The 24,815-nt window shown below is 32.7% G+C and carries 25 protein-coding genes; all 25 read right to left on the bottom strand.

Features of this window, described 5'->3' with window-relative positions; all coding sequences use genetic code 11:
* Positions 1 to 54: 54 nt before the first annotated feature.
* The 25 genes from BXY75_RS14095 to BXY75_RS14215 all read right to left on the bottom strand — a co-directional run bounded on the left by BXY75_RS14095 (position 55) and on the right by BXY75_RS14215 (position 24,488).
* Positions 55 to 612 carry a DUF1697 domain-containing protein gene (locus BXY75_RS14095; protein ID WP_121908399.1) on the bottom strand — a complete coding sequence of 186 codons (558 nt, stop codon included), beginning with the start codon at positions 610 to 612 and terminating at the stop codon, positions 55 to 57.
* Between the two features lie 106 nt (positions 613 to 718).
* Positions 719 to 1,261 (bottom strand): DUF4287 domain-containing protein, encoded by a 543-nt coding sequence (locus BXY75_RS14100; RefSeq protein WP_121908400.1) that lies wholly within the window; start codon positions 1,259 to 1,261, stop codon positions 719 to 721.
* A gap of 60 nt (positions 1,262 to 1,321) precedes the next feature.
* Positions 1,322 to 1,693 carry a VOC family protein gene (locus BXY75_RS14105; protein WP_121908401.1) on the bottom strand — a complete coding sequence of 124 codons (372 nt, stop codon included), beginning with the start codon at positions 1,691 to 1,693 and terminating at the stop codon, positions 1,322 to 1,324.
* Between the two features lie 30 nt (positions 1,694 to 1,723).
* Entirely contained in the window at positions 1,724 to 2,608 is an 885-nt protein-coding gene (locus BXY75_RS14110) for a bile acid:sodium symporter family protein (protein WP_121908402.1), read from the bottom strand.
* A gap of 145 nt (positions 2,609 to 2,753) precedes the next feature.
* On the bottom strand, positions 2,754 to 3,173 hold the full coding sequence (locus BXY75_RS14115) for a DUF1801 domain-containing protein (RefSeq protein ID WP_121908403.1): 420 nt from the start codon (positions 3,171 to 3,173) through the stop codon (positions 2,754 to 2,756).
* 128 nt (positions 3,174 to 3,301) lie between these two features.
* Positions 3,302 to 3,853 carry a DUF4256 domain-containing protein gene (locus tag BXY75_RS14120; RefSeq protein WP_121908448.1) on the bottom strand — a complete coding sequence of 184 codons (552 nt, stop codon included), beginning with the start codon at positions 3,851 to 3,853 and terminating at the stop codon, positions 3,302 to 3,304.
* Between the two features lie 80 nt (positions 3,854 to 3,933).
* Positions 3,934 to 4,437: a YkgJ family cysteine cluster protein gene (locus BXY75_RS14125; RefSeq protein WP_147437287.1), complete on the bottom strand. Its 504-nt coding sequence runs from the start codon at positions 4,435 to 4,437 to the stop codon at positions 3,934 to 3,936.
* Between the two features lie 239 nt (positions 4,438 to 4,676).
* Positions 4,677 to 5,423, bottom strand: a complete 747-nt coding sequence (locus tag BXY75_RS14130; protein WP_211331827.1) for a COG4705 family protein — start codon at positions 5,421 to 5,423, stop codon at positions 4,677 to 4,679.
* A gap of 223 nt (positions 5,424 to 5,646) precedes the next feature.
* Positions 5,647 to 6,519, bottom strand: a complete 873-nt coding sequence (locus BXY75_RS14135) for a CPBP family intramembrane glutamic endopeptidase (RefSeq protein WP_121908405.1) — start codon at positions 6,517 to 6,519, stop codon at positions 5,647 to 5,649.
* Between the two features lie 145 nt (positions 6,520 to 6,664).
* Positions 6,665 to 7,135, bottom strand: coding sequence for a DUF1801 domain-containing protein (locus BXY75_RS14140; protein WP_121908406.1), 471 nt, complete (start codon positions 7,133 to 7,135; stop codon positions 6,665 to 6,667).
* Positions 7,136 to 7,166: 31 nt separating this feature from the next.
* On the bottom strand, positions 7,167 to 7,523 hold the full coding sequence (locus tag BXY75_RS14145; protein WP_121908407.1) for a bleomycin resistance protein: 357 nt from the start codon (positions 7,521 to 7,523) through the stop codon (positions 7,167 to 7,169).
* A 237-nt stretch (positions 7,524 to 7,760) separates the two neighbouring features.
* Positions 7,761 to 8,000 carry a CBU_0592 family membrane protein gene (locus BXY75_RS14150; RefSeq protein WP_121908408.1) on the bottom strand — a complete coding sequence of 80 codons (240 nt, stop codon included), beginning with the start codon at positions 7,998 to 8,000 and terminating at the stop codon, positions 7,761 to 7,763.
* Between the two features lie 134 nt (positions 8,001 to 8,134).
* The gene (locus BXY75_RS14155; protein ID WP_121908409.1) at positions 8,135 to 8,977 is read right to left on the bottom strand and encodes a mechanosensitive ion channel family protein; all 843 of its coding nucleotides are present in this window, start codon (positions 8,975 to 8,977) and stop codon (positions 8,135 to 8,137) included.
* Positions 8,978 to 9,235: 258 nt separating this feature from the next.
* Positions 9,236 to 9,679 (bottom strand): hypothetical protein, encoded by a 444-nt coding sequence (locus tag BXY75_RS14160; RefSeq protein ID WP_121908410.1) that lies wholly within the window; start codon positions 9,677 to 9,679, stop codon positions 9,236 to 9,238.
* Between the two features lie 283 nt (positions 9,680 to 9,962).
* Positions 9,963 to 10,631: a hypothetical protein gene (locus BXY75_RS14165; protein ID WP_121908411.1), complete on the bottom strand. Its 669-nt coding sequence runs from the start codon at positions 10,629 to 10,631 to the stop codon at positions 9,963 to 9,965.
* Between the two features lie 310 nt (positions 10,632 to 10,941).
* The gene (gene corA / locus BXY75_RS14170) at positions 10,942 to 12,006 is read right to left on the bottom strand and encodes a magnesium/cobalt transporter CorA (protein ID WP_121908412.1); all 1,065 of its coding nucleotides are present in this window, start codon (positions 12,004 to 12,006) and stop codon (positions 10,942 to 10,944) included.
* Between the two features lie 267 nt (positions 12,007 to 12,273).
* Positions 12,274 to 13,716, bottom strand: coding sequence for a pyridoxal phosphate-dependent decarboxylase family protein (locus tag BXY75_RS14175; RefSeq protein ID WP_121908413.1), 1,443 nt, complete (start codon positions 13,714 to 13,716; stop codon positions 12,274 to 12,276).
* A 273-nt stretch (positions 13,717 to 13,989) separates the two neighbouring features.
* Positions 13,990 to 15,030, bottom strand: coding sequence for a T9SS type A sorting domain-containing protein (locus BXY75_RS14180; RefSeq protein ID WP_121908414.1), 1,041 nt, complete (start codon positions 15,028 to 15,030; stop codon positions 13,990 to 13,992).
* Between the two features lie 235 nt (positions 15,031 to 15,265).
* A complete protein-coding gene (locus BXY75_RS14185) occupies positions 15,266 to 15,751 on the bottom strand; it encodes a GNAT family N-acetyltransferase (RefSeq protein ID WP_245962980.1) in 486 nt (161 codons plus the stop codon).
* Between the two features lie 692 nt (positions 15,752 to 16,443).
* On the bottom strand, positions 16,444 to 16,992 hold the full coding sequence (locus BXY75_RS14190) for a hypothetical protein (protein ID WP_121908416.1): 549 nt from the start codon (positions 16,990 to 16,992) through the stop codon (positions 16,444 to 16,446).
* Between the two features lie 65 nt (positions 16,993 to 17,057).
* On the bottom strand, positions 17,058 to 17,834 hold the full coding sequence (locus tag BXY75_RS14195; RefSeq protein ID WP_121908450.1) for a sterol desaturase family protein: 777 nt from the start codon (positions 17,832 to 17,834) through the stop codon (positions 17,058 to 17,060).
* A gap of 389 nt (positions 17,835 to 18,223) precedes the next feature.
* Positions 18,224 to 19,876: a tetratricopeptide repeat protein gene (locus BXY75_RS14200; protein WP_121908417.1), complete on the bottom strand. Its 1,653-nt coding sequence runs from the start codon at positions 19,874 to 19,876 to the stop codon at positions 18,224 to 18,226.
* Positions 19,877 to 20,673: 797 nt separating this feature from the next.
* Complete coding sequence (locus tag BXY75_RS14205; protein ID WP_170152902.1) at positions 20,674 to 22,989, bottom strand: T9SS type A sorting domain-containing protein; 2,316 nt, start codon at positions 22,987 to 22,989, stop codon at positions 20,674 to 20,676.
* Positions 22,990 to 23,231: 242 nt separating this feature from the next.
* Entirely contained in the window at positions 23,232 to 23,864 is a 633-nt protein-coding gene (locus tag BXY75_RS14210) for a LysE family translocator (RefSeq protein ID WP_121908419.1), read from the bottom strand.
* 258 nt (positions 23,865 to 24,122) lie between these two features.
* Positions 24,123 to 24,488 carry a hypothetical protein gene (locus BXY75_RS14215; protein ID WP_121908420.1) on the bottom strand — a complete coding sequence of 122 codons (366 nt, stop codon included), beginning with the start codon at positions 24,486 to 24,488 and terminating at the stop codon, positions 24,123 to 24,125.
* Positions 24,489 to 24,815: the final 327 nt, after the last annotated feature.

Raw genomic sequence — 24,815 nt, forward strand, 5'->3', positions numbered from 1 at the left:
AAAAATATGGTTTTAATTAATCCTGAGTAATAAGATTTTTGAAATGATTTGGTATTAAGTTGTAGCTATTTTATTTACAATTCTTACTATAGTATTCCAGTTTCGCGTGGTAATGTCTTTTCCATAGTGTTTTTCAAGAACTTCCATAGCTTTAGGTGTTTTATTGATGGAAAGATCTAATATGCTAATGATATTTCCGTTGCTGTTTTGAAGCACTTTAAACGAACCATCCTGGCTTATCCATGGCAATTCTAATTCAATTTTCTTGTCTTCTTTTAGGAATGAAATATACAATCGTATGTCTTTTGTAACTTCAATATTTTTGAAAGGAGCTTCAACGAACGTCCTGTTAATTTCGTTGTAGGTTCTTGTTATCGTAGGAATAGCGAAGCCAAAGTGACTTTCTAGCTTCGATGAAAGTTTTTGCTCGAGACTTTTTATAGGCTGTTCATCTGCTTCAAAAATAATATTGCCGGAGTTTAGAAGCGTAATGCAGTTTTCAAAGCCTAAGTTCTTTAGCACTTTTTTTAAATCGGCCATGGGTACTTTGTGATGCCCCCCAACATTTATCCCTCTTAAAAATGCGACATATTTTTCTTTATGTAATTTCATATCTTTTTAAATAATTAGTCGAAGGGCTTCTTTTTAAACTCTGTTGCTAAGGTGTCTATATAAGATGACATATTAAATTTTAAAGATTGTGGCTTTTCCGAAGCTATTAGTCTGCCTTTGTGTAGGCTTCTTTTAGCCATAAAATAAGCTCTTTATCCAGCTGAGATGTTTCCGTTAATTGTACCCTATGAGTGCACATGGATCCAAAAGGACCCGAATTTTCAAGACGATTGGTAATTGGTTTATCCTTTATTTTCAATCCTAGATCAATTCTGGTTTTGGTGGCAGGTTTAATTAAAGCGAATTGTTTTTTGCGAATAATACTTACGCTTGTTTTCTTAGGAGTTATGGTTACATCAGCTCCAAATTTCTTCACAATTTTTAGCAGGTCTTCATAGATAGAAAATAACGATTCCTTCCCTTTATACTGATTCTGCACTAGGTCTTCGGGTGAATTGTTTTCTTCTTTTGATAAAGAAACAATCGTATTGGCAAAGCCGTGTGTTACTTTATGTTCTGATTTCAGAAAATTAACAGCTTCAGAATGTTTCGCGAAAGTCATTGTTTTTAAAACGGCTTTCCATTCTTTTAAGGACTTACCCGTTTTTTCGGGCATATTGTCAATCATTGTTTGGAGTGCTAGATCCATAATATTGGGTGTTTAGTTTTAATAATCTATGCTTCGGAAGTCATTTAAACACAACCACGACTAAACGTGTTGATCGAACAAAATAGTATTACCATCTGGATCCTGTAAAACCATACTCGCGGGACCATTACTCTTTTCGTCAGCTTCTGTTTGAAGTTTGATTCCATTAGTTTTTAAATGAGCTTGAATTTTTCGAACATCATCAAAATGTTCAAGCTTTGAAGCATTTGCATCCCATCCCGGATTAAAAGTCATAATATTGTTTTCGAACATTCCTTGAAACAAGCCTACGATGGTCTCCTCATTCTTCATTATTAAATAGTTCTTGTCCATATCACCGGCAAAGACAGTAAAACCTAGAATTTCGTAGAATTCTTTTGATTGTTTAAGATCTTTTACATTCAAGCTGATGGAAAATACTCCTAGTTTCATAATATCTAATTATTTGTTAGTAGTTTGCTTTTAAGCATTTATTGAGGATGTAGTTTCTTTTCTTTTTCCTAATTGCCACATTAAAATGCCTCCTGTAGTAAACATCCATATGGCATAAGCACCCGTTGGAATTCCCATTTCAATGTTATTCAAAATTGTTGTGGCAATGACAAAAGCAAGGGTTCCGTTTTGTATTCCGCTCTCGACGCTAATTGATATAGCGTTTTTTAGATTCAGTTTAAACAATCTGGCCGTTAAATAACCTGCACCCATGGTGAGGATATTTAGTAACAATGTTACTATTCCAACTCTTTCCATTGCATCACCAAGCATGTGGAAATTTGCTGCAATAACTGCAATGAAAACTAATATGAAAATGACGGTTGATGCAATTCGCATTGGTTTTTCCATTCTAATAGCGAAATTTGATTTGTATTTTCGAATAAACATTCCGATGGAAATAGGAATCACAGTGATCACCATTATTTGTAAAATAGTATCCATTATGGGTAATTTTATGATTACATCTGTACCAGTTCCGAAGTACTCCAAAGCATACGATAAAATAAAAGGTATTGTTATAATGCTAGCAAAACTGGCAATTGCAGTTAAGGTTACCGACAATGCGATGTTTCCTTTACAAACCTGTGTAATTAAATTGCTCGTAGGTCCTCCGGGACAAGCTGCCAGAATCATTACGCCAACCGCCATTATTGGATCCAAATTAAAGGCAACAGCTAAAGAGAAAGCGATGATGGGTAACAACAGCAATTGATTCACAAGGCCAATAAAGATAGCTTTGGGAAATTTAAAAATTCGTGTAAAATCGGCTGGAATTAAGGTCATTCCCATTCCCAGCATGATAATAGCAAGAGACAATGGTAAGAACACTTTTGTCAATAGCGTTACTATCATATTTTGATTGGTTTTTTAAGTTGAAACTTAATTGGTCTTTTACAAGATAGTCAATAAATAATGAGATTTCCAATGATCAATTTAAACAAGATTGAAGAATAACGTTTGACTTTTAAAGTGGAAGCTAAAATATTTATAAAAGAAATTATGCTCCTAAAAGCGGTAAGTGCTTTATTTTATGGTAGGTCAAAGCCATTTTGATACAATGTTCTAATTCTGCTCTAGGCAATTCGTCATCCATTTTAAATAGTAAGGCTCTTTTTCCTTCGAATTGGAAGACGTCTTTATAAATTATTCTGAAACTAGGAATTAAACTAGTATTGCAATTGAAATACATAGCAAACTGATTTGGAGACTTTTCTTTCCAGTCGATTCGAATGGTGCTACCATTTTTTGTTTTATAGCTTGGTTCACCCCATTTTAATGTTTCCTCTAATTTTTGAAGCCCATATACTTCAGAAGCTATGCTTAGAATTATCTCTCTTAATTGTAATAATTTATGTCGTACAATCTCTGGATAGTTATTGAATACTTCTTTTACTTCATGACCACTTTGTAATTCCATTCATTTTATTTGAAGGGTTATTCTGAAAATCGATATACGTATTAAAAATCGCGATATTTTTAATTTGGCGTAGTACAAACTACGAAGAATAGCTTAACATTTCATTTCATCACCAGCATCTTATTAATCTATATTCTTAACATGCCTCTAAATCCTCTAGCGGCATAATATGATTCAGCTCCGTTATGATATACGAATACTTGGTCGAATCTAAAATCGGCAAAAATGGCTCCACCGAGTTCTCTAATTTCAGTCGGTGTCTTTAACCAACTAGACGTTTTAGTGTCGAATTTTCCGAGTTTCTGCAAAGATTTATATTGAGCTTCAGTCAAGATTTCAATCCCCATTGTGTTCGCCATATCAATAGCATTATTTTTAGGTTTATTTGTTTTTCTCGATTCTAACGCTTCTCGATCATAGCAGATGCTTCTTCGACCTATAGGGCTTTCAGAAACACAATCGTAAAAGATAAATTCTTCCGTTTTTTGATCGTAATCAACGACATCTGGTTCACCTCCAGTTCTTTCCATTTCAAGGAGTGACCATAAACTTTGAGAATTGGCTTTGAGTCTGGTTTCAAGTTTTTTCCATTCAAGCCCTTTATGGCGATCCATATTATTATTAAAACGGACTTTTAAAACTTGGATAAATTCTTCTTCTTGATTTTTAGACAATCTCATTTGAACATTTTTTATAATGTATTGTTTATTGTTGAGTGCATATTCGTTCCAACATCTACTTAAAGAATACTTCTTAATTTTCAATATAACGAGACTCCAAAATTCTGTGAAATCAGAATATTTAGTTGATCGATGTCAGACATTAATTCTAGATGGTTTTGTGTAATTAATGAATCAGTCTTCATTTTTTGCAACAACTTTTTTAATTCAACCATTTTAAAGGAAAATGATTCGGATTTCAGTGGAAATGGTAGTATTGCAAGCTTTTTTTCTAAGGCTATCTTTTTTTGTTTAACCATATTGATTATTTCAATAGCCGAATCAAAATCCATTTTTTTTTGTTCCACAGATTTTAAAAGTCCGCACTCAAAACTAGCGCATTGTTTAGGTCTTTTTAAATATATACTACAACCATCACAATAGTTTTTACAAGGTTGAAGAAAAAACCCATTACCATTTGCATCCTCTATATCCATTAATTCTCTTATTACAGGCAACTCTTTACTTTCAAGCTCTACATAGCCTATCAAGGTTCCGTCACAGCAGAACCCACAAGACAAACAAATATTTGATGCATCATTCATGTTTTTTGGTTTTGATTTGTGACATATGGTTTAGCGTGTGATTGCTATCAGTAAGCTAAGTTTGTAACAGCGACTTTTATTCAATTCTCATCGAACTAAAATTTCTCCGGAATCACGGGATGTTGGGTAAAGCTAACTTAAACGTATTAATCCGAGCACCAATTTAGTTAATAATTCTTTGGGAATATAATTCGAGTAGGTGAGAAACCATAATGACTAATATGAGGAGGTATTGCGTATTATTCCACAATTTTCTTGTTCAATGTCCTATGAGAAATTATGATCAATATCGTCATAAGTACGATTGAAATTATTGAAGAATTTAATGTTCCTAAATCCAAACCACCTTTTGCTATTGGTTTGGTTAAAAAATCTCCAAATGTTGCACCAAATGGTCTAGTAAAGATAAATGCTATCCAAAATAATATGATATGATTTATTTTAGTCAGATAATGTAATAATACAACAATCATTATAATTCCAGCAGTTACCATTGCTCCATTTAAATAGCTGAATCCAACTACGTCACTCAAATAATCTCCGAATGCCGTTCCCAAACTATTTGAGAATAATATGGCAATCCAATAATAAATTTCTTTGTTTCTATTTAAGATTGGAAAGACACTCAACGACTTGAACTTTTTATACCAAAGTAATAGAGTCATAATCAGGCAGGAGAACAGTATTAGACTTCCCCAAGTATATCCTAAATTCAGACTTCTATCCATAAAATCGGAAATTTCGGTGCCAAGTGTAGTCGTTGCAATTATGACTAGCCAATAGAAAACTGGTATATATTTTTTGGCAACTAATTGTTTGAAAAGAACAATTAAAAAGAAAATCAGAGTTATAATTATTCCTGTTAAGTAACCAAGATTTAGTGTCATTGACAAATAATCTCCTAAGGTCTCGCCAAGGGTTGTTGCAACAATTTTCATTAACCAAAAGATTAATGTTATTTCGGCAACCTTATTCAGCTTATCCATAGTGCTTGCGATTAAGTTTAAATATCAACCATCTAAACTTCAAAAGTTTAAACAAATTGTGGCTAAAAGTGTTAAGTGTTGCTTCGATTAGTTTTAGTTCATTATTCACTACCGAATTCAGATTAACTAAAGTTACAAACAACTTAGAAAGGTAAGCGAATTCGACTTTAACAGTAACTAAGATAAGCTAATTAATTAGACTGAAAATGTAATAGCTAAAAGCCTAGGAAATAGGCAATTTACTCTGCTGTAGCTTGTTTCTAACTATTTTATTCTCTTTTATAGATAATCTTAAAAATACAATACACAATAGAAGTAGCAAAAATATAGATAAAATAGAATCCTCTATCCCATATATGCTTCCTGTGATTAACTCCGGGCCATTAAACTCGGCACTAAATATAGTTCCCACATCTTGAATTCCAGATAAATTAGATCCATAAAAGGGTTGTGCAAAATTCCAACCCAAATGAAATGCAAATGGCAGCCAAATTCTTTTTGTGTACGTATACATTATCCCGTGAGCAAAACCAAATAGAAGACCTAATAGTACTGATAATAGTGTCACATTATCATTAAAGATATGTGGTAATTCAAACAAAATTGAAATAATAATAAGTACAATATAAGTACCAATCCAATTTTCTAAAATCCTATATAAAATAGCTCTAAACAGAATTTCTTCAATTAAAGCAGCAATAACTAAAAAAGAAAAAGGGGCTAGAAAGTAAGAAAATCCTGCGAATTCGATGATTTTATAATAGCCTAGTAGATATAAAATTAAAATCACAAAGGATAAAATAGAAAAGCCTAAAAGGAAACCACCAGTTAATACTTTTAATATATTTTTCTTAGATAGTTCAAAAATTTGCCTTTTCTCGTAGAATTTAAAGAGATAGTAATAGGTAGCCAATAATACTGCAACAGATGTGTAATTTATGAAAGTATCTGCTAATGGATTGGAATCAATTAATAAGTAAAATATGGGCTTGGATATGAAATTCTGAAAACCAATAAGTACCAATAAGCAAATTCCAATTCCTAATATAATTTTTGTCAGTGGAAACTCGATTACCCTTTTTAAAGTTTTATTCATAAATGGTGATTATATGTTTAATCCGTTTACTTTTCACCTTAATTAAATCAAGTTTGGCTTAACGATTATTCCGATGAATTGTGTTTTGATTAAAAGTAGTAAATACAATTCACTTTTCTATTAAGCCTTGTTTGCATACACTTAGCTATTTACTCGCTTTTCTTTTTGGCCTTATTTTCTTTTCAGAAATTGACATTACAATGCTCTTGGGTTGAACATTATTATCGGTTAAATCAATATTTAGTTTTTCTGAAATTCCGACGGCCTCCCAAATCAAATTTTTAATTTTTTCCTTTGGAAATGTTTTTAGATCCCTTACAGAAATATGTCTTATTAGTTTTCCTTTTCCTTCTAGCTTAAGGTCCTTTCCTGTCAATTCTGCACCACGATTAAATCCGAAGTTTACATGTTTCGAATAAACAGCGATATGACAAAAGGCATCTTTGAGTTTTTCAGATTTCGAATAGGCCATGGCAACTGCGTTATAATTGTCCCAAATTAACTCATTGGCTTGTGGCACTAAATCAGTAATAAAATTCCTCAATTCTAATGACAAATTTTGAATTTCTTCGTCATAAGGTTCTAGGAATTTTTTAAGCTTTGAGTTGGGTTTCATCTTGGTTTTTTAGGAATTTCAATTATTAATTTTAAATACTTTGTCCAAATGTCAATAGGTTATTATCTGGGTCGAGTATGGAAAATTCCATTTGCTTCCAGGGTTTAACTTCCAATTTCCCATTTGGATGAATAGTTGTTTTATTATCTAATAATGTTTGGTAAAAATTATCTATGTTGTCAAGTCTAATATAAACTTGGCCATAATTATCTTTTGGTTCAATTTCTTTAAATTCAAAGAAGTGAATTTGAATTTTGTCTTTTTCTAGCATCAGATAACCATCAAAGTCCTTTACTCCAAATTCTTTAAATCCCAACTTTTTGACGTAGAATTCTCTCGTAACATTTTTGTCACGCATTGGTAATTTCGGATTAATATCTGTTAACATAATTAAACTAATAGCTTTTGTAAATTAATACTTTTCTTGTGTTTAAAATCAGTTTAATTTGTCTGATTTTGTTCTCTCAATATTAATGAATGTACTTTCCATTTCTTTGAATTCACAAATTGTAAGCTTTCGGTCAATCTTGCTGAGATCTTTTTTTGTAAAGAACATATATTAATCGTCGTTCAGCTTTGAGGTTATCCTTTTTGTTAATTCATATTAATCAATTTCTCCAGCGATTTAATATTTTCTTTTATATTTTAAGAGTGAGATTAGAGATACAATTGCCCATATTCCCTCTAGAATTATGAAAGGGAGATATTCCATTAGTATTGAAGCAAGACAAGCCATACTAGCTCCAATTAAATTCAGTACAATAAAAGTTAAATCATCTGTCTTTAATTTTCCTGCAATATTTAATAAGTAAGCAAGAAGTATTTGAAAAACCCCGACAAATCCAATCCAATCTATGGTATTCATTATTTATTTTAAACTTAAAAAGTTAGTTTCATCGTCTTATTCCCAATTAAAAGTAATTGATAATTTATAAGAATTTCCTTATTTAAAGTCTAATTATACATTAGCGTTATACGAGTTTGTGCCTCATTGAATCTTCAATCTTGTTTATTGTTAGATTTTATATGAACATCCATTTGAGGAAAAGGAATTGTGATTTTATTTTTAATAAATTTCTTGTTTATTATTCTACGGATATCACTTTTCATTCTATCTGAACCAAAAATTGTACTGCTATAAAAAAGAACTTGGAAATCTAATGATGAATTTCCAAAATTCACAAGTCTTGCTTCAATTAATTTTTCATCATTAACTTCAGGATGCTCTTTAGCACTTTCTTGAAGAATCTTTATAACGAGTTCAACATCACTTCCATAAGAAACTCCAATTTCAATTCTAAAGCGATTTTGTCTTTTCTGATGGCTCCAATTAATGACTTTATTCGTAGTAATTAAAGAGTTAGGGATTATTATAGAAATATCATCCGTATTTAGCCCTTTAGAAGTGCGTAAACCTATCTCCTGTATTTTCAAAATACCTCCATCTACTTCCAAAATATCACCTATTCTAATAGTCCTTTCTGAGAGCAAAATGACTCCAGAAATAATGTCGTTGAACGTTTGTTGCAAACCTAATCCAATACCAACGAGTAGCGCCGCAGAACCAGCTATTAAAAGTGACACTTTAACCCCAAATGTTTCTAATATTATTCCAAGAGCAATAACCCAAACTATGTATTTAATTATTTGATATAACGAATAAGTATTTCCTTCATTAAATTTATCTAATTTTCTTCTGCGGAAAATGGATTTTTTAACTATCCATAAAATAGCCTTTGTAATAACTACAATGAATAGGGCTAGAACTATAGTACTAACCATCAAACTATATTTTCCAATACTAAATAACTCAAATTCTAAAAATTTGTTCAATAGTTCCATATAATTTGTTTTTACAACAATGTTTTCAAAAATGTACCTCGCACATTAATATGAGGATTAAGGCACTTGGCGGAGCGCGCATTTTTAATTAGCGACCGCTATCCAATTCTCATTCGGCAGTAATTATCCGAAGCTGCGTGAGACTCAGATGGGTAATGTTGTGCGGATTATTCCGAGAACCAGTTTAGTTAAATAATAACTCAAAATCTAAATTTATTATTGAACAAGGAATGAACATTATGCAATATTAGCTTATGTCTATTCAGATTTTAATAATTCAAATGATTTTTTTTTGAATCCGAATATGACCTTATCATATTTTTTATCCTTTATTAAGTGAATTTCATTTTTAGTAATATCAAAACTAATTCTTGTAATAAAACGATTTGAAACATTCGAAAATTCAGATTCAATCTCTTGCGTATCCGATTTGAGTTCAAAATCAGACGAGCCAATAAATTTTAAAGTAGCTCCTTTAAACGTTTTGATGTTCATTCGACTCAGAATAACGGTTTCTAAAAATAAATAACCGTTCAATTCATCAATTCCACCGTAAATTATTCCATCTTGAGATTCAGCTATTTTATCACCTCCTATGTTTTCGATTTTTTCCTCTGTGACTGTGTCGACATGAAGCCTTTCCATTGCTCGAATATTTCCAAGAGCTGCTAATACTTTATCTACTTTTTTAAATAATGCCATTTTTTTTTCTGATGTAAGCTAACGGGTTTGTAAAACACTTGTTGCGGCTGGCGCAGTGTGCGGCTTGTAGCAGCGACCACCTCAAAGTTATTCTTTTTTTAAATTATTTGGAGCCGCGTGGGACTCAGAAAGGCAAGCTTACTTTCTTATTACGAGTACCAATTTAATCAATTATTTGCAGCTACAACAATTCTAATTAAAGAGAAGCCATGATGACTTATATATAGTTGGGCATAGTTATAATATTTTCGATGCATTCTCAACATGAATTCTTATTGTCAGCTTAGTTAGAATGGTTTATTTCTTCTTCACTAAGTTCACCAGAAAACTCATCCCTTTCAAAGTCTTCATTATTCAGCCAATAATCTGATGTGATAATTTGATATAAATTTTCATCAACCGATTTTAATTCCCATATAATACTTTCGGCATCGTCAAATTCTTTCTCTGAATCAAGTTGGTCATTAAATAATCTTTTCATTAAGCTTTTAGCTGAAAGTAGATCACTTATGGATCGCAGTACAATTTCTTTTGTAATGTTAATCTTCTCTTCAAAAATGAGTTCAATGTCAATAACAGATGCGAGTGTTTTTGGAAATTTACCATTATAAGTCTGATAAAGTAACTGGTTAATATTGAAAAGTGGGTAATGCAAAGAAATATCAGGATATTCTTCAGCTATCTTATCTATCAGCATTTCATGAGAAAGATTGGCTATTTGACTCTCCTTAAGTACATTCTTCAGTTTATAACTTAATACAATAGTAGCAGCTTCATTTGGTTCAAAGTCAGAAATGGCCATTGAGAGCATATCAAATAACTCTAATTCCGGTACTTTGTTAGCCTCCGTATAATCAAATAATTCAAGTAAATTAATATAATCTTCGTTCTTCCAATATCCTTCAATTACTTCAATTGATTTGATTTTTTTAAGTTTTATAGTGAAGTTCATTTTTCGTTTTTATTATTATACCCAACGGGTTTGTATAATGTTTGCTACGCTAATCGCAGCGTAAGGCTTGAAGAAACAACAGCCACCAAGTCTCGTTTCGGCTCAATTATCTGAAGCTACATGAAACCCTGAAAGGCAAGCTTTCACGTTTTATTCCGAGCACCAATTTAGTAAATTAATTGAAGCTAACATAATTCTAATAGGATAGAAGCAATGATGACTTATACTTGGTTGTGGTGCGTTTTCTCCAATGCCATTCTAGATCAATCAGTATCGGGCTATTTTATTTTTACATCTGTCTAATAATTCATTAAAACCATTTTTTCTTCTTGAAAAACAAAAGCATTCCTATAGCGACTATTATCATTATTATCCACATAATAAAATAACTGTATTTATAAGATAATTCTGGCACATATTCAAAGTTGGTTCCATAGATTCCTGCTATAAAAGTTAATGGAATGAATATTACGGAAAACACAGTAAGAAATTTCATAATATCATTTAGCTTGCTACTAATGGTTGTATGATAAATATTGAGTTGGTCCGACAATATTTCACGGTAATCGTCCGAAGCGTCATTAGCTTGACTAATATTATCCTCAAGCTCCTTGAAATGAACATAAGTGCTTTCAGTAATAAAGTCGGAATCGGTCTTTGCTAGGGAAAAAATCATTTCTTTAGCGGGTTTTATGCTTTTACGTAAAAAGTTCAGCTCACGTTTGTAATTATTAATTTCATTAATAATATTTTGATTTGGATTTAGTAAGAGGTTTTCTTCTAATGTTTCGATTTTTTCCCCTAAAACACTTATTACGTATAAATAATTATCAATTACTATATCCAATAGTGCAAAAGTTAAATAATCAGTTCCACCATTTCGAATTCTTTTCTTTTGCTTTCTTATTCTTTCCCGAACAGGTTCAAATACGTCTCCTTTTTGTTCCTGGAAAGATATTAAAATTGGTTTTGTAAGTATTAAACTTAGATTTTCAACAATTGTTTTACCATTTTTTTCGTCTAACCTTAACATTTTAATGGTAATTAAGGTGCAATTGTCATATTCAATTACTCTTGGTCTTGCATCTGTATTAAGTACTTCAGCCATAACCAAGTTGTCAAAGTTAAAAGCTGATGTTATTTCTTGCATTATCGAAGTATTATGAAGCCCATCTACATTTATCCAAGTAACTGTGTCTTTATGTTGAAATTTACTAACTTCATTAACAGTTTTGACATCATCTTCTGTTAGATTAGTAGAGTCAAAATCTATAATTCGCAATAATACTTGATCAGTTTTTTTCTGTCCTCTAAAAACTAATTCGTCTGGTGAAAGACCAATTTCTTGTTTATCTTTTTTTATAAATCTTGTCATATTATTTCTTTGGCATTGTGTGTTTAATCAAATGCGCCACATCTGGTTTGAATAAGCATTGTGGTGCCTAGCGCAGCGTGTGACTTGAGGCGGCGACAATTATCCAGTGCTCGTCTTTATTTCTATTATTCGGAGCTACGTGAGACGCAGAAGGGCAAGCGTGTTCGGATTAAGATGAGTACCAATTTAGTTAAATAATATTTCAAATACTAAATTTATTACTGAACGAGCAATTTACATTATGAGATGTTTGCCACTATTTTAATTTTATTCAGATAAGGTTTGATTTATCAGTTTTTTAATAATATCAAGCAAAAGATCTATCTGTTCTAGGTGTGTTCTAAATTGTACCACTGCTATCCGTATCCAAAACACATTATTTATGTTAGTTGATGAAAGAAATATACGTCCATCTTTTTGAATAGCTTCAATTAATTCTCTGTTGAATAAGTTTGCGTTTTTATTTTTGGGAACATACCTAAAAATAGCAACAGAAAGTTCCGGTTTCGGTCCTACTTCAAATCCCGTTATTTTTTGTATTTCTTCATAGAAATACTTAGTTAAATATAATTTTTCTTCTAATGCTGCTCTAAAAGGCCTTAAGCCAAATAATTTTAATGGTAACCACAATCTCATTCCTCGGAAGTGCTTTGTCTGTTCAGCCGATATATCTGCAGGAGAAATTTCATCCTCTTTGCCAATTATATCTTGCATATAGTCCGCTAAACAATGATAAGCTTTTAATAGATTCTCCTTATTCTTTATAAGTATGGTGCCTGTTCCGTAAGGAATAAAAAGTGTTTTGTGAGGATCTAAGGTAATGGAATCGGCTTCTTTTATACTTTTAAATTTAGAATCTAATTCGTGCACTAATTTAAAGAAACCTCCATAAGCTGCATCTACATGAAACCACAGCTTGTGTTTTTTAGCAATAGCAGCAATTGATTCTAGAGGATCTATTGTTCCTGTATTAGTTGTTCCGAAAGATGCATTGATATAGAAGGGTATTAATCCATTTTTTTTATCTTCAATAATTGCCTTTTCTAACATATCTGGGGAAAGCCTTAGTTCTTTATCTAGGGGTATATAACGTAACTGAGCTTCAGATAAGCCTGATATTCGGATAGCTTTTAAAATAGAATGATGTGCTTGTTCAGAAAGATAGATCACAGATTTTTCAAAATCTCTAGCTTTGATGTTATGAACCTCTCGTGCTGTTACCAAAGCCATCAGATTAGCGATAGATCCGCCTGATGTTAAATTTCCAAAAGCGTTATCAGGATAATCCATTAAACGACACATCCATCGAATAAGCATGTTTTCTAAACGAACTGCTCCTGGTGCAGCATAAAATACCCCTGCATACCGATTACTAACCGACGCAATATAATCTCCTAATGCAGAAGGGTAAAGCCCTCCACCAGGAATATAGCCCATATGTCCACCTGAAGCAGGATTTATACCCACTCCGTCAATATTTTTTGTGGTGCTATCTAATAATGGAGCTAATTCAATAGCTTGTTCTTCAATGTCTAAATTGTATATCTCTTTGCCGTTTTCTTCGGAACTAATAAAAGCTTTGGAAGTATCTAAGTTGTTAATAAATGTGTTAGAATAATCTAAAACCTCAGAATTCCATTTTTCTCTTTGACTCTCTTTTGGATCTAGAAGTCTCGACAATTTTTCTAACTCCTTAATTTTATTAATCATAAATAAATGTTCTGGATGTTATTCGTTTTAAAACTTGTGGCAACGGGTTAGTTTAATAATCGTGGCGCTTGGCGTAGCTTGCTGCTTGAAGCAGCAGCAGCTATCAAACTCTCTTCTTAGTTCCAATTGTCCAAAGCTGCGTGAGACTCAGAAAGGCGAGCTTTACGTCATATTCCGATCTTCAAGATAGTTAATTATTTACAGCAAACATCATGCTTTTCAGCTCTAAAGCCATGATTTTTATACATGGTTGGCAAACGTTTTTCCGTTAATTTACTCTTTAACGAATTTGACCGCTTCCAATTCGTCTATTTTTAATAGATAAATTCCGTGTTCTAGATTTTGAACGTCAATAATAGAGTTTTCATTAATTTCTAATTCAGCAACTCTTTGTCCAAGTACAGTGTAAATAATTGCATTTTTTACATCTTTAAAATTTTGAATTTTAAGAAAGTTGTTTGTCGGATTTGGGTATAAACTAATATTTTCATTTTGAAAACTCTCTACAAACAATGCACTTACATCAATTTTGTTTACCTGACCTCCTTCAAAATCAGACACAAAGATATAATCATCAACATACACAATATCCCATGACGACACTAAATTAGTTGGAAATAAACTCGTATAGGATTCCGAATTTAGATCTAATTCATAAATTGAATTTGGCGAATAACTTGTAAATAACATTTTATCGTCAGTAAATTTCACAATTCCGGTTAAACCATCTAAATCCGATATAACAATTTCTCTTATCGGGTTGGAAAGTTCATATTTTACAATTTGACTATTCTCTGTTATGTATAGATGATTCTGCGCAATTGCTAAACCAATCGTACCAAAAGTATCAAGATCATTTATAATTTCGATTGGAATAGGATTGCTATTATTTGTATCAATATGAAAGATTTTTTCTTGTGAGTTGACATACATATCACTACCATTAAAAACAATTCCATCAGGATTCTCAACGACGATATAATTATCAACTGTAGGATTGGGATCATTAATATTCAAACGGATTATTTTATCATTTGCCGGATTATTGGAATTTATAGCAGCATATAAATATTCTCCATTTATCGCAATTCCTTGTACAATATCAATGTCATCTATAAAAGTTGTAGCAATAGGGTTATTTTCAGTCCAATCTAAAACTTGAATTCTACCATCAAATGGATTTGCAACAAAAAGCTTATCATCATTTAGTGCTAATCCTGTTGAATTAAATGATTCATTATAAATTGTTGTTACTGTTTGAGAATAAAAGGAGAATGTTATAAATAGTAGTAGAATAGTAATTTTTAATTTCATGTTATTTTTTTTAATGTTTGCCAACGGGTTTGTATAATGCTTGTGACGCCTTGCGCAGCGTGCGGCTTGAAGCGGTGACAGTTTTCCTGTTCCGGGTATTCGGAGCTGCGGGAAACTCAGAAGGGCAAGCCTCCTCGATTTATCAGAAACCAAGATACTTAATTATTTGTAATGAACATTGCATTAAGTTCCTCAAAAGCCATGATTTTTACACAGAATTGGCAACTGGCTTTTATCAGAGGTGTAATTTCATTCCTTCGTGTGATGATTCAAATCCTAAATCTTCATAAAACTTAATTGCTTTTGGTCTTTTCTTGTCAGTAGTTAATTGTATCAAATGTGCATTCCGTTCTTTTGCTCTATTTATTGCCCATTCAAACATTGTTTTTCCAATTCCGATTCCTCTTTTGTCTTTTCTAATTCTTACTGCTTCTATCTGCGCTCTAACTCCGCCGCGATATGTAAGATATTGGATAAATGAGAGTTGTAAAGTTCCGATAATTTCAGAATTTTCATTCTCGACAACTATTAGTTCTTGATTTTTATCAGAATTAATTTCCTTAAAGGCTTTTACGTATTCAGATAGCAATGGGATTTGAAAGCTTTCTCTTTTAATGCCAAGCTCATCATCAGAAATCATTTCCACGATTTTTGAAAGATCATTTTTAGTCGCTTTTCTTAAATTCATTTCTATTTCAGATTTTTGGTCTGTTGCAAACACTCCCAGTTAACATCGAAACCTTATTAGTTTCTTAAAAGTAATAATTTAAAAGGTATAGCGAAATGTCGCGATTAATATTTACAGTTTTTTTGTGGCAGCACCTATTTTTGACTGTAGGTAAGAATTTGAAGTCCGCCAGTAAACCTTTCATTTTCTATCAAATGCCTAACCAATTATACTTTGGAGCTTCCAAAATTGAACTTTCTTCATAAGTTATTATCGGGCACAACATCACTTTTAATTGGTTGATTAATTCAAAATTCAAAATACAAAATACAAAAGACAAGCTGCAAACTGTTTACAACCACATGGATTGATGGCTGTATTAGGTGCCTCAGTTATTTCTTTTATTCCAGGGATTGATATTTTTCAATCTTAACATTAGCGGCAAACCGATTAGTTTTATGAGTTACTGAAAGAATATAATTATTTTGTTATTCCAACCATATTGGGGATGAGCTTATTTATGTCTTTATGCACTCTAGTAATAAATCCATGAAGAGAATTAGCTACATAATATATTAACTTTTGCATCACGTCTTATTATTAAAATCAATGAAGTATTTTTAAAATTCTTTAGCTTCAAATATAGAATATTTTGATTATTGAGTTTTAATCCTACAATAAAGGGTGCCCACTTATCCGCTAAAGATTTTATGGGCACCAATTCTAACTTAAGAAACTATTTTTAATTAGTGTGTTTCTAAATCGATAGTAAAATTGCAATTGAAGGTAATAATGTTTTGATCAAACTGTGAAAGGTCAACCTCTCCAATGAGGGTAGTTCTTCCTTTCATACCTTCAAAATCTCCTGTAATTTCAACTATATTATCTTCAAATGGAGTAAATTCTGTTGAGAATCTTTCATCTCCAATCGGCTTTTGTAGCACATCACCCCTTGAAATTATTGAACCCTCATTGGTGATAATAAATTTTGTAACAATTTTTGAAATTAAAGTTCCATCAGAGTTCTCTGTGGTTCCCATATCACAATCTTCGAGTGTGCCAATAATTTCACCTGTTTCGGCGTTAATCAATTCCATTAAAAAACAAAATGCTTCTATGGGTTGGCCGGTATCGGGATTGTTAATTATTTTCAACTGGGCAACTGCTGTTCCCTTTCCTATTACTCTTAATTGTGTTTGTTCCAAATCTGGTACTTCTTCATGGTAATCGTCACTTGTACAGGAAATAGTTAAGATGATAAGCATTGCTAAAAAAATGTTCTTGATAGTTTTCATGATAAATTATTTAAATTATTATTGATTTCTAATTTTAGATTTATTGATATTTCTAGTTGTGTATATTATTCGCCTCCTTTCGAAATATCCTTAAACAATAGCATTTCTTTCACTTTGGCAGATGCCCCTTGATAAAATCCTGTTTCATGTTTGTAGTTTTTAGGATTTCTGAAAGTGCCGAAAAGTATATCAAAAAGGGTGATTCCTGCATAATTATACGCATGAATACCGCGGGCATGGTGAATTGTATGCGCTTCAGGACGTTGAATTAAATAGCCTATCCACCTAGGTGTTTTTATATTGCTATGTTGAAAAATGGTTAAAAAGGTGGTTATCAAAATGATCAATGTTGTAGCTTCAGGGGTGAAACCTGCTACTACTATAAGGCAGATGCTACTCAAGGCTACCCATCCAACCATATCGAGTGGGCTGAAATAGAAAGCACCATAACTATCAAGTCGTTCGGCGCTATGATGCATTTGATGCATACCTTTCCACAATATATTGCTGCTGTGCATAGTGCGATGCCAAACATACTCGCCAAATTCATAGACTAGGATACCTGCTAGTGCTCCCCAAAATGTTCCTATACCGGTAAGGTTAAAAATTTGGTAGGCTGCTAGATATTCATCCCAGAGTAAAGGCAAATAGGACGAAAGCAAGAAAAATAATATGAAGGCAATTATTCCTTTTAGCTTCCAATATTTAACCTTTGGTAATTGTCGTGCTGGAAAGAGAGCCTCCCAAATCATTAGGCTTACATATATTCCTAATATCACTAATGAAAGGGGATCTAGAATCAATTCTAAAGGACTTGGTAATTGGTTTAATAGATTCTTCATAATGTTAGATTTTGTTTTTGTACTTTTTCTGAAATTCATTTTTTCGTATGTGCCAAAACGTTTCAATGTTATTGGGCTTAACGATTCTTGTAATCATTGTTTGTTTCTTCATAGGATTTTGTTTTACGGTAAATACCATCAGAGGATGGGAGTAACCAATTGAGGGAGCAAATATATTGGCAGGTATTTAAGGAAACTAAAGAACAGTGTAGACACCGTGTAAACAAGGGTTTATCATTAGGTAGACCGATAGAAGAAGATTCTAATAAACAGGTAGACAACGGGTAGACTATAAAACACAATATAATTGAAATACAGGTGTTTACTTTTTAAAAATAGATGTGTCTATGAAAGCTTCAGATGCAAATCTAAGTAAACTAAAAGGTGGTTTATAGTGCAAACAGGAAGTTGAAGAGGTCGACTTCCGGAAATAAATCCAATTTTTTACGTAGCCTATACCGCGCTGTTTTAGCACTTTCGGGTGAAATCCCAAGAATAGCAGCCGTTTCCTTGATAGATAGATTGAGGCGTGTAAGTATGGCCACCTTTAGGTCATTTCCACTTAGTGATGGAAATTTTGTTTTTAACTTCTGGGTAAAATTGGTATGTACTTGATCAAAATGAAACTTGAAATCCTCCCAGTCTTTTTCAGTACTTCTGTGTAGTTTTATGATCTTTTCCAGCTCTGAAAGTTGATAAGCGGGTATTGAGCTACTTCCTGAAGCATTCAATGTTTTAATTTTTTCTTCAAGAGATTCCAGCAATTCGTTCTTTTGAACAAAATTGAGTGCGTAACTGGTAAGTTCTTTATTCTTAAAATCAAGTTCTTGTTGCAACTCAGCTTGTTTAAGCTTCTGATTTTCAATTGCTGTTTGTGAATTTTTTTCTTGTGTAGATAATAAAGTTTTTTGATTTTTATTTCGAATACGGAGGCTTTTAATTAGAAAAAATGACAGTAAACCGATGATCCATATACCCGCAATGAGTATCCATTGTGTAATACGACTACTACGGTTTTTATCGCTTAGATGGTCTAATTCGAGGTTTTTTTCCTTAATTTCATTTTTGAACTCTAATGCCGCAATTTGTTTGGATTTATCTAAACTATAAACCGAATCTCTTAAAAAAATATAGGAATCACTATATAGCAACGCTGAATCCAGTCGACCTTGCCGAACTTTTAGTTCTTTCAATTCTTGATATGCTGCTAATTTGTAATTATTTTGATGTTTTTCTCTTGCTCTTCGCAATGCAGATTTCAAATGCATTTCGGATAACCCTAAATCACCCTGCAAACGCTGTAACTTACCCATTTGGATCAAATTATTAATAAGCCCATCCTCATCATCTACCATTCGACCGTTTATAATAGACTGACGAATGTGATAGTCGGCCTGTCCCAGATCTCCCTGTAGAAGGTATAACTCACCTAATCTTGAATGTGCTTCAGAAACGCCATAGGTGAAATCATGCACAGTATGTATCTTCAATGCATTGGTGAAATAATTCATGGCATCGGCATATTGTTGCCGCTGCATATACACCATGCCCAGTTTTGTGAATGTTGTAGCGACCCGTACTTGTAAATTGAGCGTTTCAAAATCTGTAATAGCCTTTCGATATAATTCTATTGCACTATCAAGATCTCCAATATCTGCATAGACCATTCCAATGTTTAAAGTACAATTTGCAATACCTTCAGTATCATGCAAATTAGCATAGAGTTCTTTTGCTTCTGTAAGTTTTTCCAATGCGAGTTTGGGCTGGCCTAGAGCCCAATGTGCCACTCCTTCAACTCTTCTGGCTCTTGCCATTCCGGGAAGATAGCTCATTTCACTTGACAATGAAAATGCCATTTTTCCGTTTTCAACCGACTGTCGCGGGTTACGAATCCATAATGAATACCCCAGTTCATTAAGTAAGTCTATATGTTCTTTGGAATTAGGGATGGATATTGCTATTTCACGCTCTAAGCTGTCAATTATTTGGCCTGTTGTGAAAGTGGTAGTTATAAAAGCAATAAATAGAAATAAATAGCGCACAATATATACATCTACTACAAATATACTTCATAATTTGTTAATTTTGAATATTCAAAATGAACAGAACGATTCATCGACAGGCTCAGGACAAACATATTTGCATAAAGAAGCGCTAGAGATTTCGAACTATTCTACGAAATGACATTCATCTCATTTTTCGGAAACTCGATCGGCGTTATTTGCAGTAAAAACTAACTGTTATTAAATTAATAGATATATAACCCTAACGATCTCCAAAGAATTTGGTGCGTTTCTCCTCCAGAAATGAGAAGATCGATGTTGGGTATAGATGGAAAAAGGCGATAGACTCTGTAGTTATTTGTCATTTTCAGTTCTCACTTCATTTGTTTGCGTTTTAATTTTGTCACGATATGTCAGATATTAGATAAGTGAGAATTGTAATGTATTAATAATTGAGAAATTTATTTCCTCAAAGGCCTGTATGTATTCAGATAGCAAGGAGTTTTAAAAGCTAACTTTTTATTCCAAGCTCATCATCAGCAATCATTTCTACGATTTTTGAAACATCGTTTTCAGTCGCTTTTGTGAAGTTTATTTATAGATCGAATTTTAGCTTGTCACCAACGGGTTTGTATAATAATCGTGGCGCTTGGCGCAGCGTGCGGCTTGAAGCAGCGACACCTCTAAATCTCGTTTCGACACAATTGTCTGAAGCTGCGTGAGACTCAGAAAGGCAAGCGTTACGTATAGTTCCGATGACTAAAATAGTGAATTTTAAGTACTAAATAAACTGAAATTATGGAAAAGCTATGATTATTATGCGATGTTGGCAATAGTTATTGTTTTATCATTTTAAAAATTTTTATTGAGCTATTAGTCTGAACTTTTAAAAAATATACATTAGATGATAATTGTCTAGTATTGATTACAGTAACACTATCAGCTATCTCATAAATGATACGTCCATTCATATCGAACAAATAAACCGAGAGAATATCTTCCTCAAGATCTAAGTAGATATTATCAGTAAATGGATTCGGATATATATTAAAATTATTCTGTGAACAATCAATAGTTACTTGTTGACTTTGTGTACTGGAATTTCCATAACTATCAACAAAAGTCCAAGTAATGTTTGAGGATGATGTGATTGGCAAACTAATTGTTGTATTACCAACAATGGATCCATCACAATTGTCATTGGCTATAGGTTGAGTAAGTTGTTCTATACTGCATTGCTCAGTAAGAATTGGGAGTTCGTTTAAATTTGGAATAGGTGAAATAGTATCTTCAATAATTACTTGTTGAATTTGCGTACTAAAATTTCCATTACTATCAGCAAAAGTCCAAGTAATGTTTGTGGATGCTGTAATTGGTAAACTAATTGTTGTATTACCAACAATGGCTCCTTCACAATTATCATTAGCCGTAGGTTGAGTAAGTTGTTCTATACTGCATTGCCCAGTAAGAATTGGGAGTTCGCTTAAATCTGGAATAGGTAAAATAGTATCTTCAATAATTACTTGTTGACTTTGTGTGCTAAAATTTCCATTACTATCAACAAAAGTCCAAGTAATGTTTGTGGATGTTGTAATTGGTAAGCCAATTGTTGTATTACCAACAATGTCTCCATCACAGTTATCATTAGCTGTAGGTTGAGTAAGTTGTTCTATACTGCATTGCCCAGTAAGAATTGGTAGTTCGCTTAAATCTGGAATAGGTGAAATAGCATCTTCAATAATTACTTGTTGACTTTGTGTGCTAAAATTTCCATTACTATCAGTAAAAGTCCAAGTAATGTTTGTGGATGCTGTAATTGGTAAGCTAATTGTTGTATTACCAGCAATGGCTCCATCACAGTTATCATTAGCTGTAGGTTGAGTAAGTTGTTCTATACTGCATTCCTCAGTAAGAATTGGTAGTTCGCTTAAATCTGGAATAGGTGAAATAGCATCTTCAATAATTACTTGTTGGCTTTGTGTACTAAAATTTCCATTACTATCGGTAAAGGTCCAAGTAATGTTTGTGGATGCTGTAATTGGTAAGCTAATTGTTGTATTACCAACAATGGCTCCATCACAGTTATCATTAGCTGTAGGTTGAGTAAGTTGTTCTATACTGCATTCCACAGTAAGAATTGGTAGTTCGCTTAAATCTGGAATAGGTGAAATAGCATCTTCAATAATTACTTGTTGACTTTGTGTACTAAAATTTCCATTACTATCGGTAAAGGTCCAAGTAATGTTTGTGGATGCTGTAATTGGTAAGCTAATTGTTGTATTACCAACAATGGCTCCATCACAGTTATCATTAGCTGTAGGTTGAGTAAGTTGTTCTATGCTACATAGACCAGTAAGAATTGGAAGTTCATTTAGATCTGGAATAGGCGGAGTTATATCTTCTGTTGGATTAGGACAATCACAGTTTTTATCGATTAAAACTGCATTGCAAGTACTAGCTTCAATTTCATTGGTAGAGGCTAAACCCCAAATTTCAAAAGTCAATGAAACTGGAATTTCAGAAATGGTTCCCTCCTCAATATTTAGTTCATATAAATTTAAAGGAGTAGCAACTATTATTTTATTATCTGTTTCACAAAACTGACAATCATTTACAATTCCATAAATCACACTTGGGAAAGAATCTGGACAATAGAAATCATAAATAGTATCCTCTATAATGTTATAGGCCAGAATTTCAGCCTGTGCATCAATGGGAGGGAAAATTAAATTTCCTTTAAAGAACGACAAGTCTCCACCTGTACCATAACCTAAATGTGATATAAGTGTTAATGTATCAGTTGCTACATTGTACTTATATAGATTCAAGTCAGTATTATTAATGGAAAATAATTCATTTTGGTTGTTTCCTGCTAAGGAAGTATATAATCCGACTGGAAAAGATGTAATTAAAATTGTATTACCAGTGTCAATATCAATTTCATAAAGACTGCCAGATGCTTCTATACCATATAATGTATTATCTGAAAATGCGATATCAGTTGGGATTGTATTTATTCCGTTAATGGTACAGTGAAACTGTAAGGAGTTATCAGAATTTAGACTATAAATACTTTTCCAATAATCTATTAAATAAACATTCTGAGCTATGCAATTGGTAGAGAATAGTAATAGTAAATATAAACACTTCATTTTTGTCATTCTTTATAATTATTGCAATTGGTTTGAACATAAATCGTGGGGCTTGGCGCAGCGTGCGGCTTGAAGCAGCCCAGCCATCAATAGCTCGTTTCGGCTCAATTCTCCGAAGCTGCATGAGACTCAGAAGGGCAAGCGAGTTCGGATTATTCCGACGAATCATATTTTGATTAAAAGTAGGAATTTCAATTCAATTTCCCACTAAGCCATGATTGCATATTCGTTGTTGGCAACAGTTAATTTTTTGTAAGCGCAAGTTTTATTCCGAGTGCAATAAAAATTCCGCCAGTTATTTTGTCCAGCCATATCTTTATTTTATAGTTTCTTCTAATTCGGTCAGATAGTTTTGAAGCAAATAAAGCTAAAATCAAACACCAAATTGTTCCGGTTAGTAAAAATGTAAATCCGAGAATTAGAAATGGAAGTGAGTTTTGCACATAATTTGGATCAATAAATTGTGGTAAAAATGCAAGAAAGAATAATGCTACTTTAGGATTCAAAATATTAGTCAGAATTCCAGAAAAGTAAATCTTTTTGTAATCCGAAATTTCATTTTCTTTATTCAATTCAAATTTTTCATCTCTTTTTTTGGAGATTGCTCTAAGTCCTAAAAATATCAGATATGCAGCTCCTAGATATTTAACAACTTCAAAAGCCAAGGCGGATTTAGCGAGTATAATTGATAATCCTAATGTTGCAAAGATGATATGAAAAATTGCGCCTGTTGATATTCCTAATGCAGACAAAACTCCAGCTTTTTTTCCTTGGGCAATACTTCTCCCAAGGATATACATTGTATCAGCTCCAGGAGTCAAATTCAGAATTAATCCCGCTATTAAAAAGGTTTCAAAGTTTATTATTCCAAACATAATTTTCTTGGTTTGTCTTAATTGTTGCCAACGGGTTTGAATATGAATTGTGGCGCTTGGCGCAGCGTGCGGCTTGAAGCAGCTCAGCCATCAATCGCTCGTTTCGGCTCAATGCTCCGAAGCTGCGTGAGACTCAGAAGGGCAAGCGTGTTCGGATTGTTCCGACGAATCATATTTTGATTAAAACTAGGAAATATTATTCAATTTCCCACTAAGCCATGATTGCATATTCGTTGTTGGCAACAGTTTTTTACTTTTTTACCAAATGTTTATAGTTTCTTTAAATTCAGATTCTCCGGTTACACTTATCTTAAGTTTTGATGGAACAACACTTTTTCCTTTATATTCAGGTTCTGCTGAATAACCCAATTTTTTTCCTTCAATTAATAATTCCTCTATCATTTTGTCAAATCGTTGCTTAAAAATTTGTGCAAATTCAGGAACATAAAGAATATTTCTTTCACTATCCTCTCCACCAAATTCTAATGCCATTAGATGAACTTTTACCAATTCTCCTTTTTCGCATAAATCAATTGCTTTACTTTTAGTAGTAATTCTGCTGAAATCAGGTTCTTTTTCGTTTTCAGATATCAGATTCTCCTTTTTCTTAAACCAATTAAACATATTTTTTCTTCTTTTTCAATTAAGTTCGGTTTTTCACAAATTGTTGCCAACGGGTTTGTATAATAATCGTGGCGCTTGGCGCAGCGTGCGGCTTGAAGCAGCTTTGCCGACAATCGCTCGTTTCGGCTCAATTCTCCGAAGCTGCGTGAGACTCAGAAGGGCAAGCGAGTTCGGACTATTCCGACGATTCATATTTTGACTAAAAGTAATGATTTCAATACAATTTCCCACTAAGCCATGATTGCATATTCGTGGTTGTGCTTTCGTTATTTATTTTAAGTATTTGTATTATCGTTTTCTAATATTTTAATAAGTTCAACAGATCTT

Origin of the sequence: Ulvibacter antarcticus (genome assembly GCF_003688405.1) — a bacterium.
In the GTDB taxonomy this organism is placed as follows: Bacteria; Bacteroidota; Bacteroidia; order Flavobacteriales; family Flavobacteriaceae; genus Ulvibacter; species Ulvibacter antarcticus.

What these genes read in the sequence shown, in the direction of transcription:
- BXY75_RS14095 (WP_121908399.1), bottom strand. Translation starts at nt 612, where the DNA reads ATGAAATTACATAAAGAAAAATATGTCGCATTTTTAAGAGGGATAAAT.
- BXY75_RS14100 (WP_121908400.1), bottom strand. Translation starts at nt 1,261, where the DNA reads ATGGATCTAGCACTCCAAACAATGATTGACAATATGCCCGAAAAAACG.
- BXY75_RS14105 (WP_121908401.1), bottom strand. Translation starts at nt 1,693, where the DNA reads ATGAAACTAGGAGTATTTTCCATCAGCTTGAATGTAAAAGATCTTAAA.
- BXY75_RS14110 (WP_121908402.1), bottom strand. Translation starts at nt 2,608, where the DNA reads ATGATAGTAACGCTATTGACAAAAGTGTTCTTACCATTGTCTCTTGCT.
- BXY75_RS14115 (WP_121908403.1), bottom strand. Translation starts at nt 3,173, where the DNA reads ATGGAATTACAAAGTGGTCATGAAGTAAAAGAAGTATTCAATAACTAT.
- BXY75_RS14120 (WP_121908448.1), bottom strand. Translation starts at nt 3,853, where the DNA reads ATGAGATTGTCTAAAAATCAAGAAGAAGAATTTATCCAAGTTTTAAAA.
- BXY75_RS14125 (WP_147437287.1), bottom strand. Translation starts at nt 4,437, where the DNA reads ATGAATGATGCATCAAATATTTGTTTGTCTTGTGGGTTCTGCTGTGAC.
- BXY75_RS14130 (WP_211331827.1), bottom strand. Translation starts at nt 5,423, where the DNA reads ATGGATAAGCTGAATAAGGTTGCCGAAATAACATTAATCTTTTGGTTA.
- BXY75_RS14135 (WP_121908405.1), bottom strand. Translation starts at nt 6,519, where the DNA reads ATGAATAAAACTTTAAAAAGGGTAATCGAGTTTCCACTGACAAAAATT.
- BXY75_RS14140 (WP_121908406.1), bottom strand. Translation starts at nt 7,135, where the DNA reads ATGAAACCCAACTCAAAGCTTAAAAAATTCCTAGAACCTTATGACGAA.
- BXY75_RS14145 (WP_121908407.1), bottom strand. Translation starts at nt 7,523, where the DNA reads ATGTTAACAGATATTAATCCGAAATTACCAATGCGTGACAAAAATGTT.
- BXY75_RS14150 (WP_121908408.1), bottom strand. Translation starts at nt 8,000, where the DNA reads ATGAATACCATAGATTGGATTGGATTTGTCGGGGTTTTTCAAATACTT.
- BXY75_RS14155 (WP_121908409.1), bottom strand. Translation starts at nt 8,977, where the DNA reads ATGGAACTATTGAACAAATTTTTAGAATTTGAGTTATTTAGTATTGGA.
- BXY75_RS14160 (WP_121908410.1), bottom strand. Translation starts at nt 9,679, where the DNA reads ATGGCATTATTTAAAAAAGTAGATAAAGTATTAGCAGCTCTTGGAAAT.
- BXY75_RS14165 (WP_121908411.1), bottom strand. Translation starts at nt 10,631, where the DNA reads ATGAACTTCACTATAAAACTTAAAAAAATCAAATCAATTGAAGTAATT.
- corA (WP_121908412.1), bottom strand. Translation starts at nt 12,006, where the DNA reads ATGACAAGATTTATAAAAAAAGATAAACAAGAAATTGGTCTTTCACCA.
- BXY75_RS14175 (WP_121908413.1), bottom strand. Translation starts at nt 13,716, where the DNA reads ATGATTAATAAAATTAAGGAGTTAGAAAAATTGTCGAGACTTCTAGAT.
- BXY75_RS14180 (WP_121908414.1), bottom strand. Translation starts at nt 15,030, where the DNA reads ATGAAATTAAAAATTACTATTCTACTACTATTTATAACATTCTCCTTT.
- BXY75_RS14190 (WP_121908416.1), bottom strand. Translation starts at nt 16,992, where the DNA reads ATGAAAACTATCAAGAACATTTTTTTAGCAATGCTTATCATCTTAACT.
- BXY75_RS14195 (WP_121908450.1), bottom strand. Translation starts at nt 17,834, where the DNA reads ATGAAGAATCTATTAAACCAATTACCAAGTCCTTTAGAATTGATTCTA.
- BXY75_RS14205 (WP_170152902.1), bottom strand. Translation starts at nt 22,989, where the DNA reads ATGAAGTGTTTATATTTACTATTACTATTCTCTACCAATTGCATAGCT.
- BXY75_RS14210 (WP_121908419.1), bottom strand. Translation starts at nt 23,864, where the DNA reads ATGTTTGGAATAATAAACTTTGAAACCTTTTTAATAGCGGGATTAATT.
- BXY75_RS14215 (WP_121908420.1), bottom strand. Translation starts at nt 24,488, where the DNA reads ATGTTTAATTGGTTTAAGAAAAAGGAGAATCTGATATCTGAAAACGAA.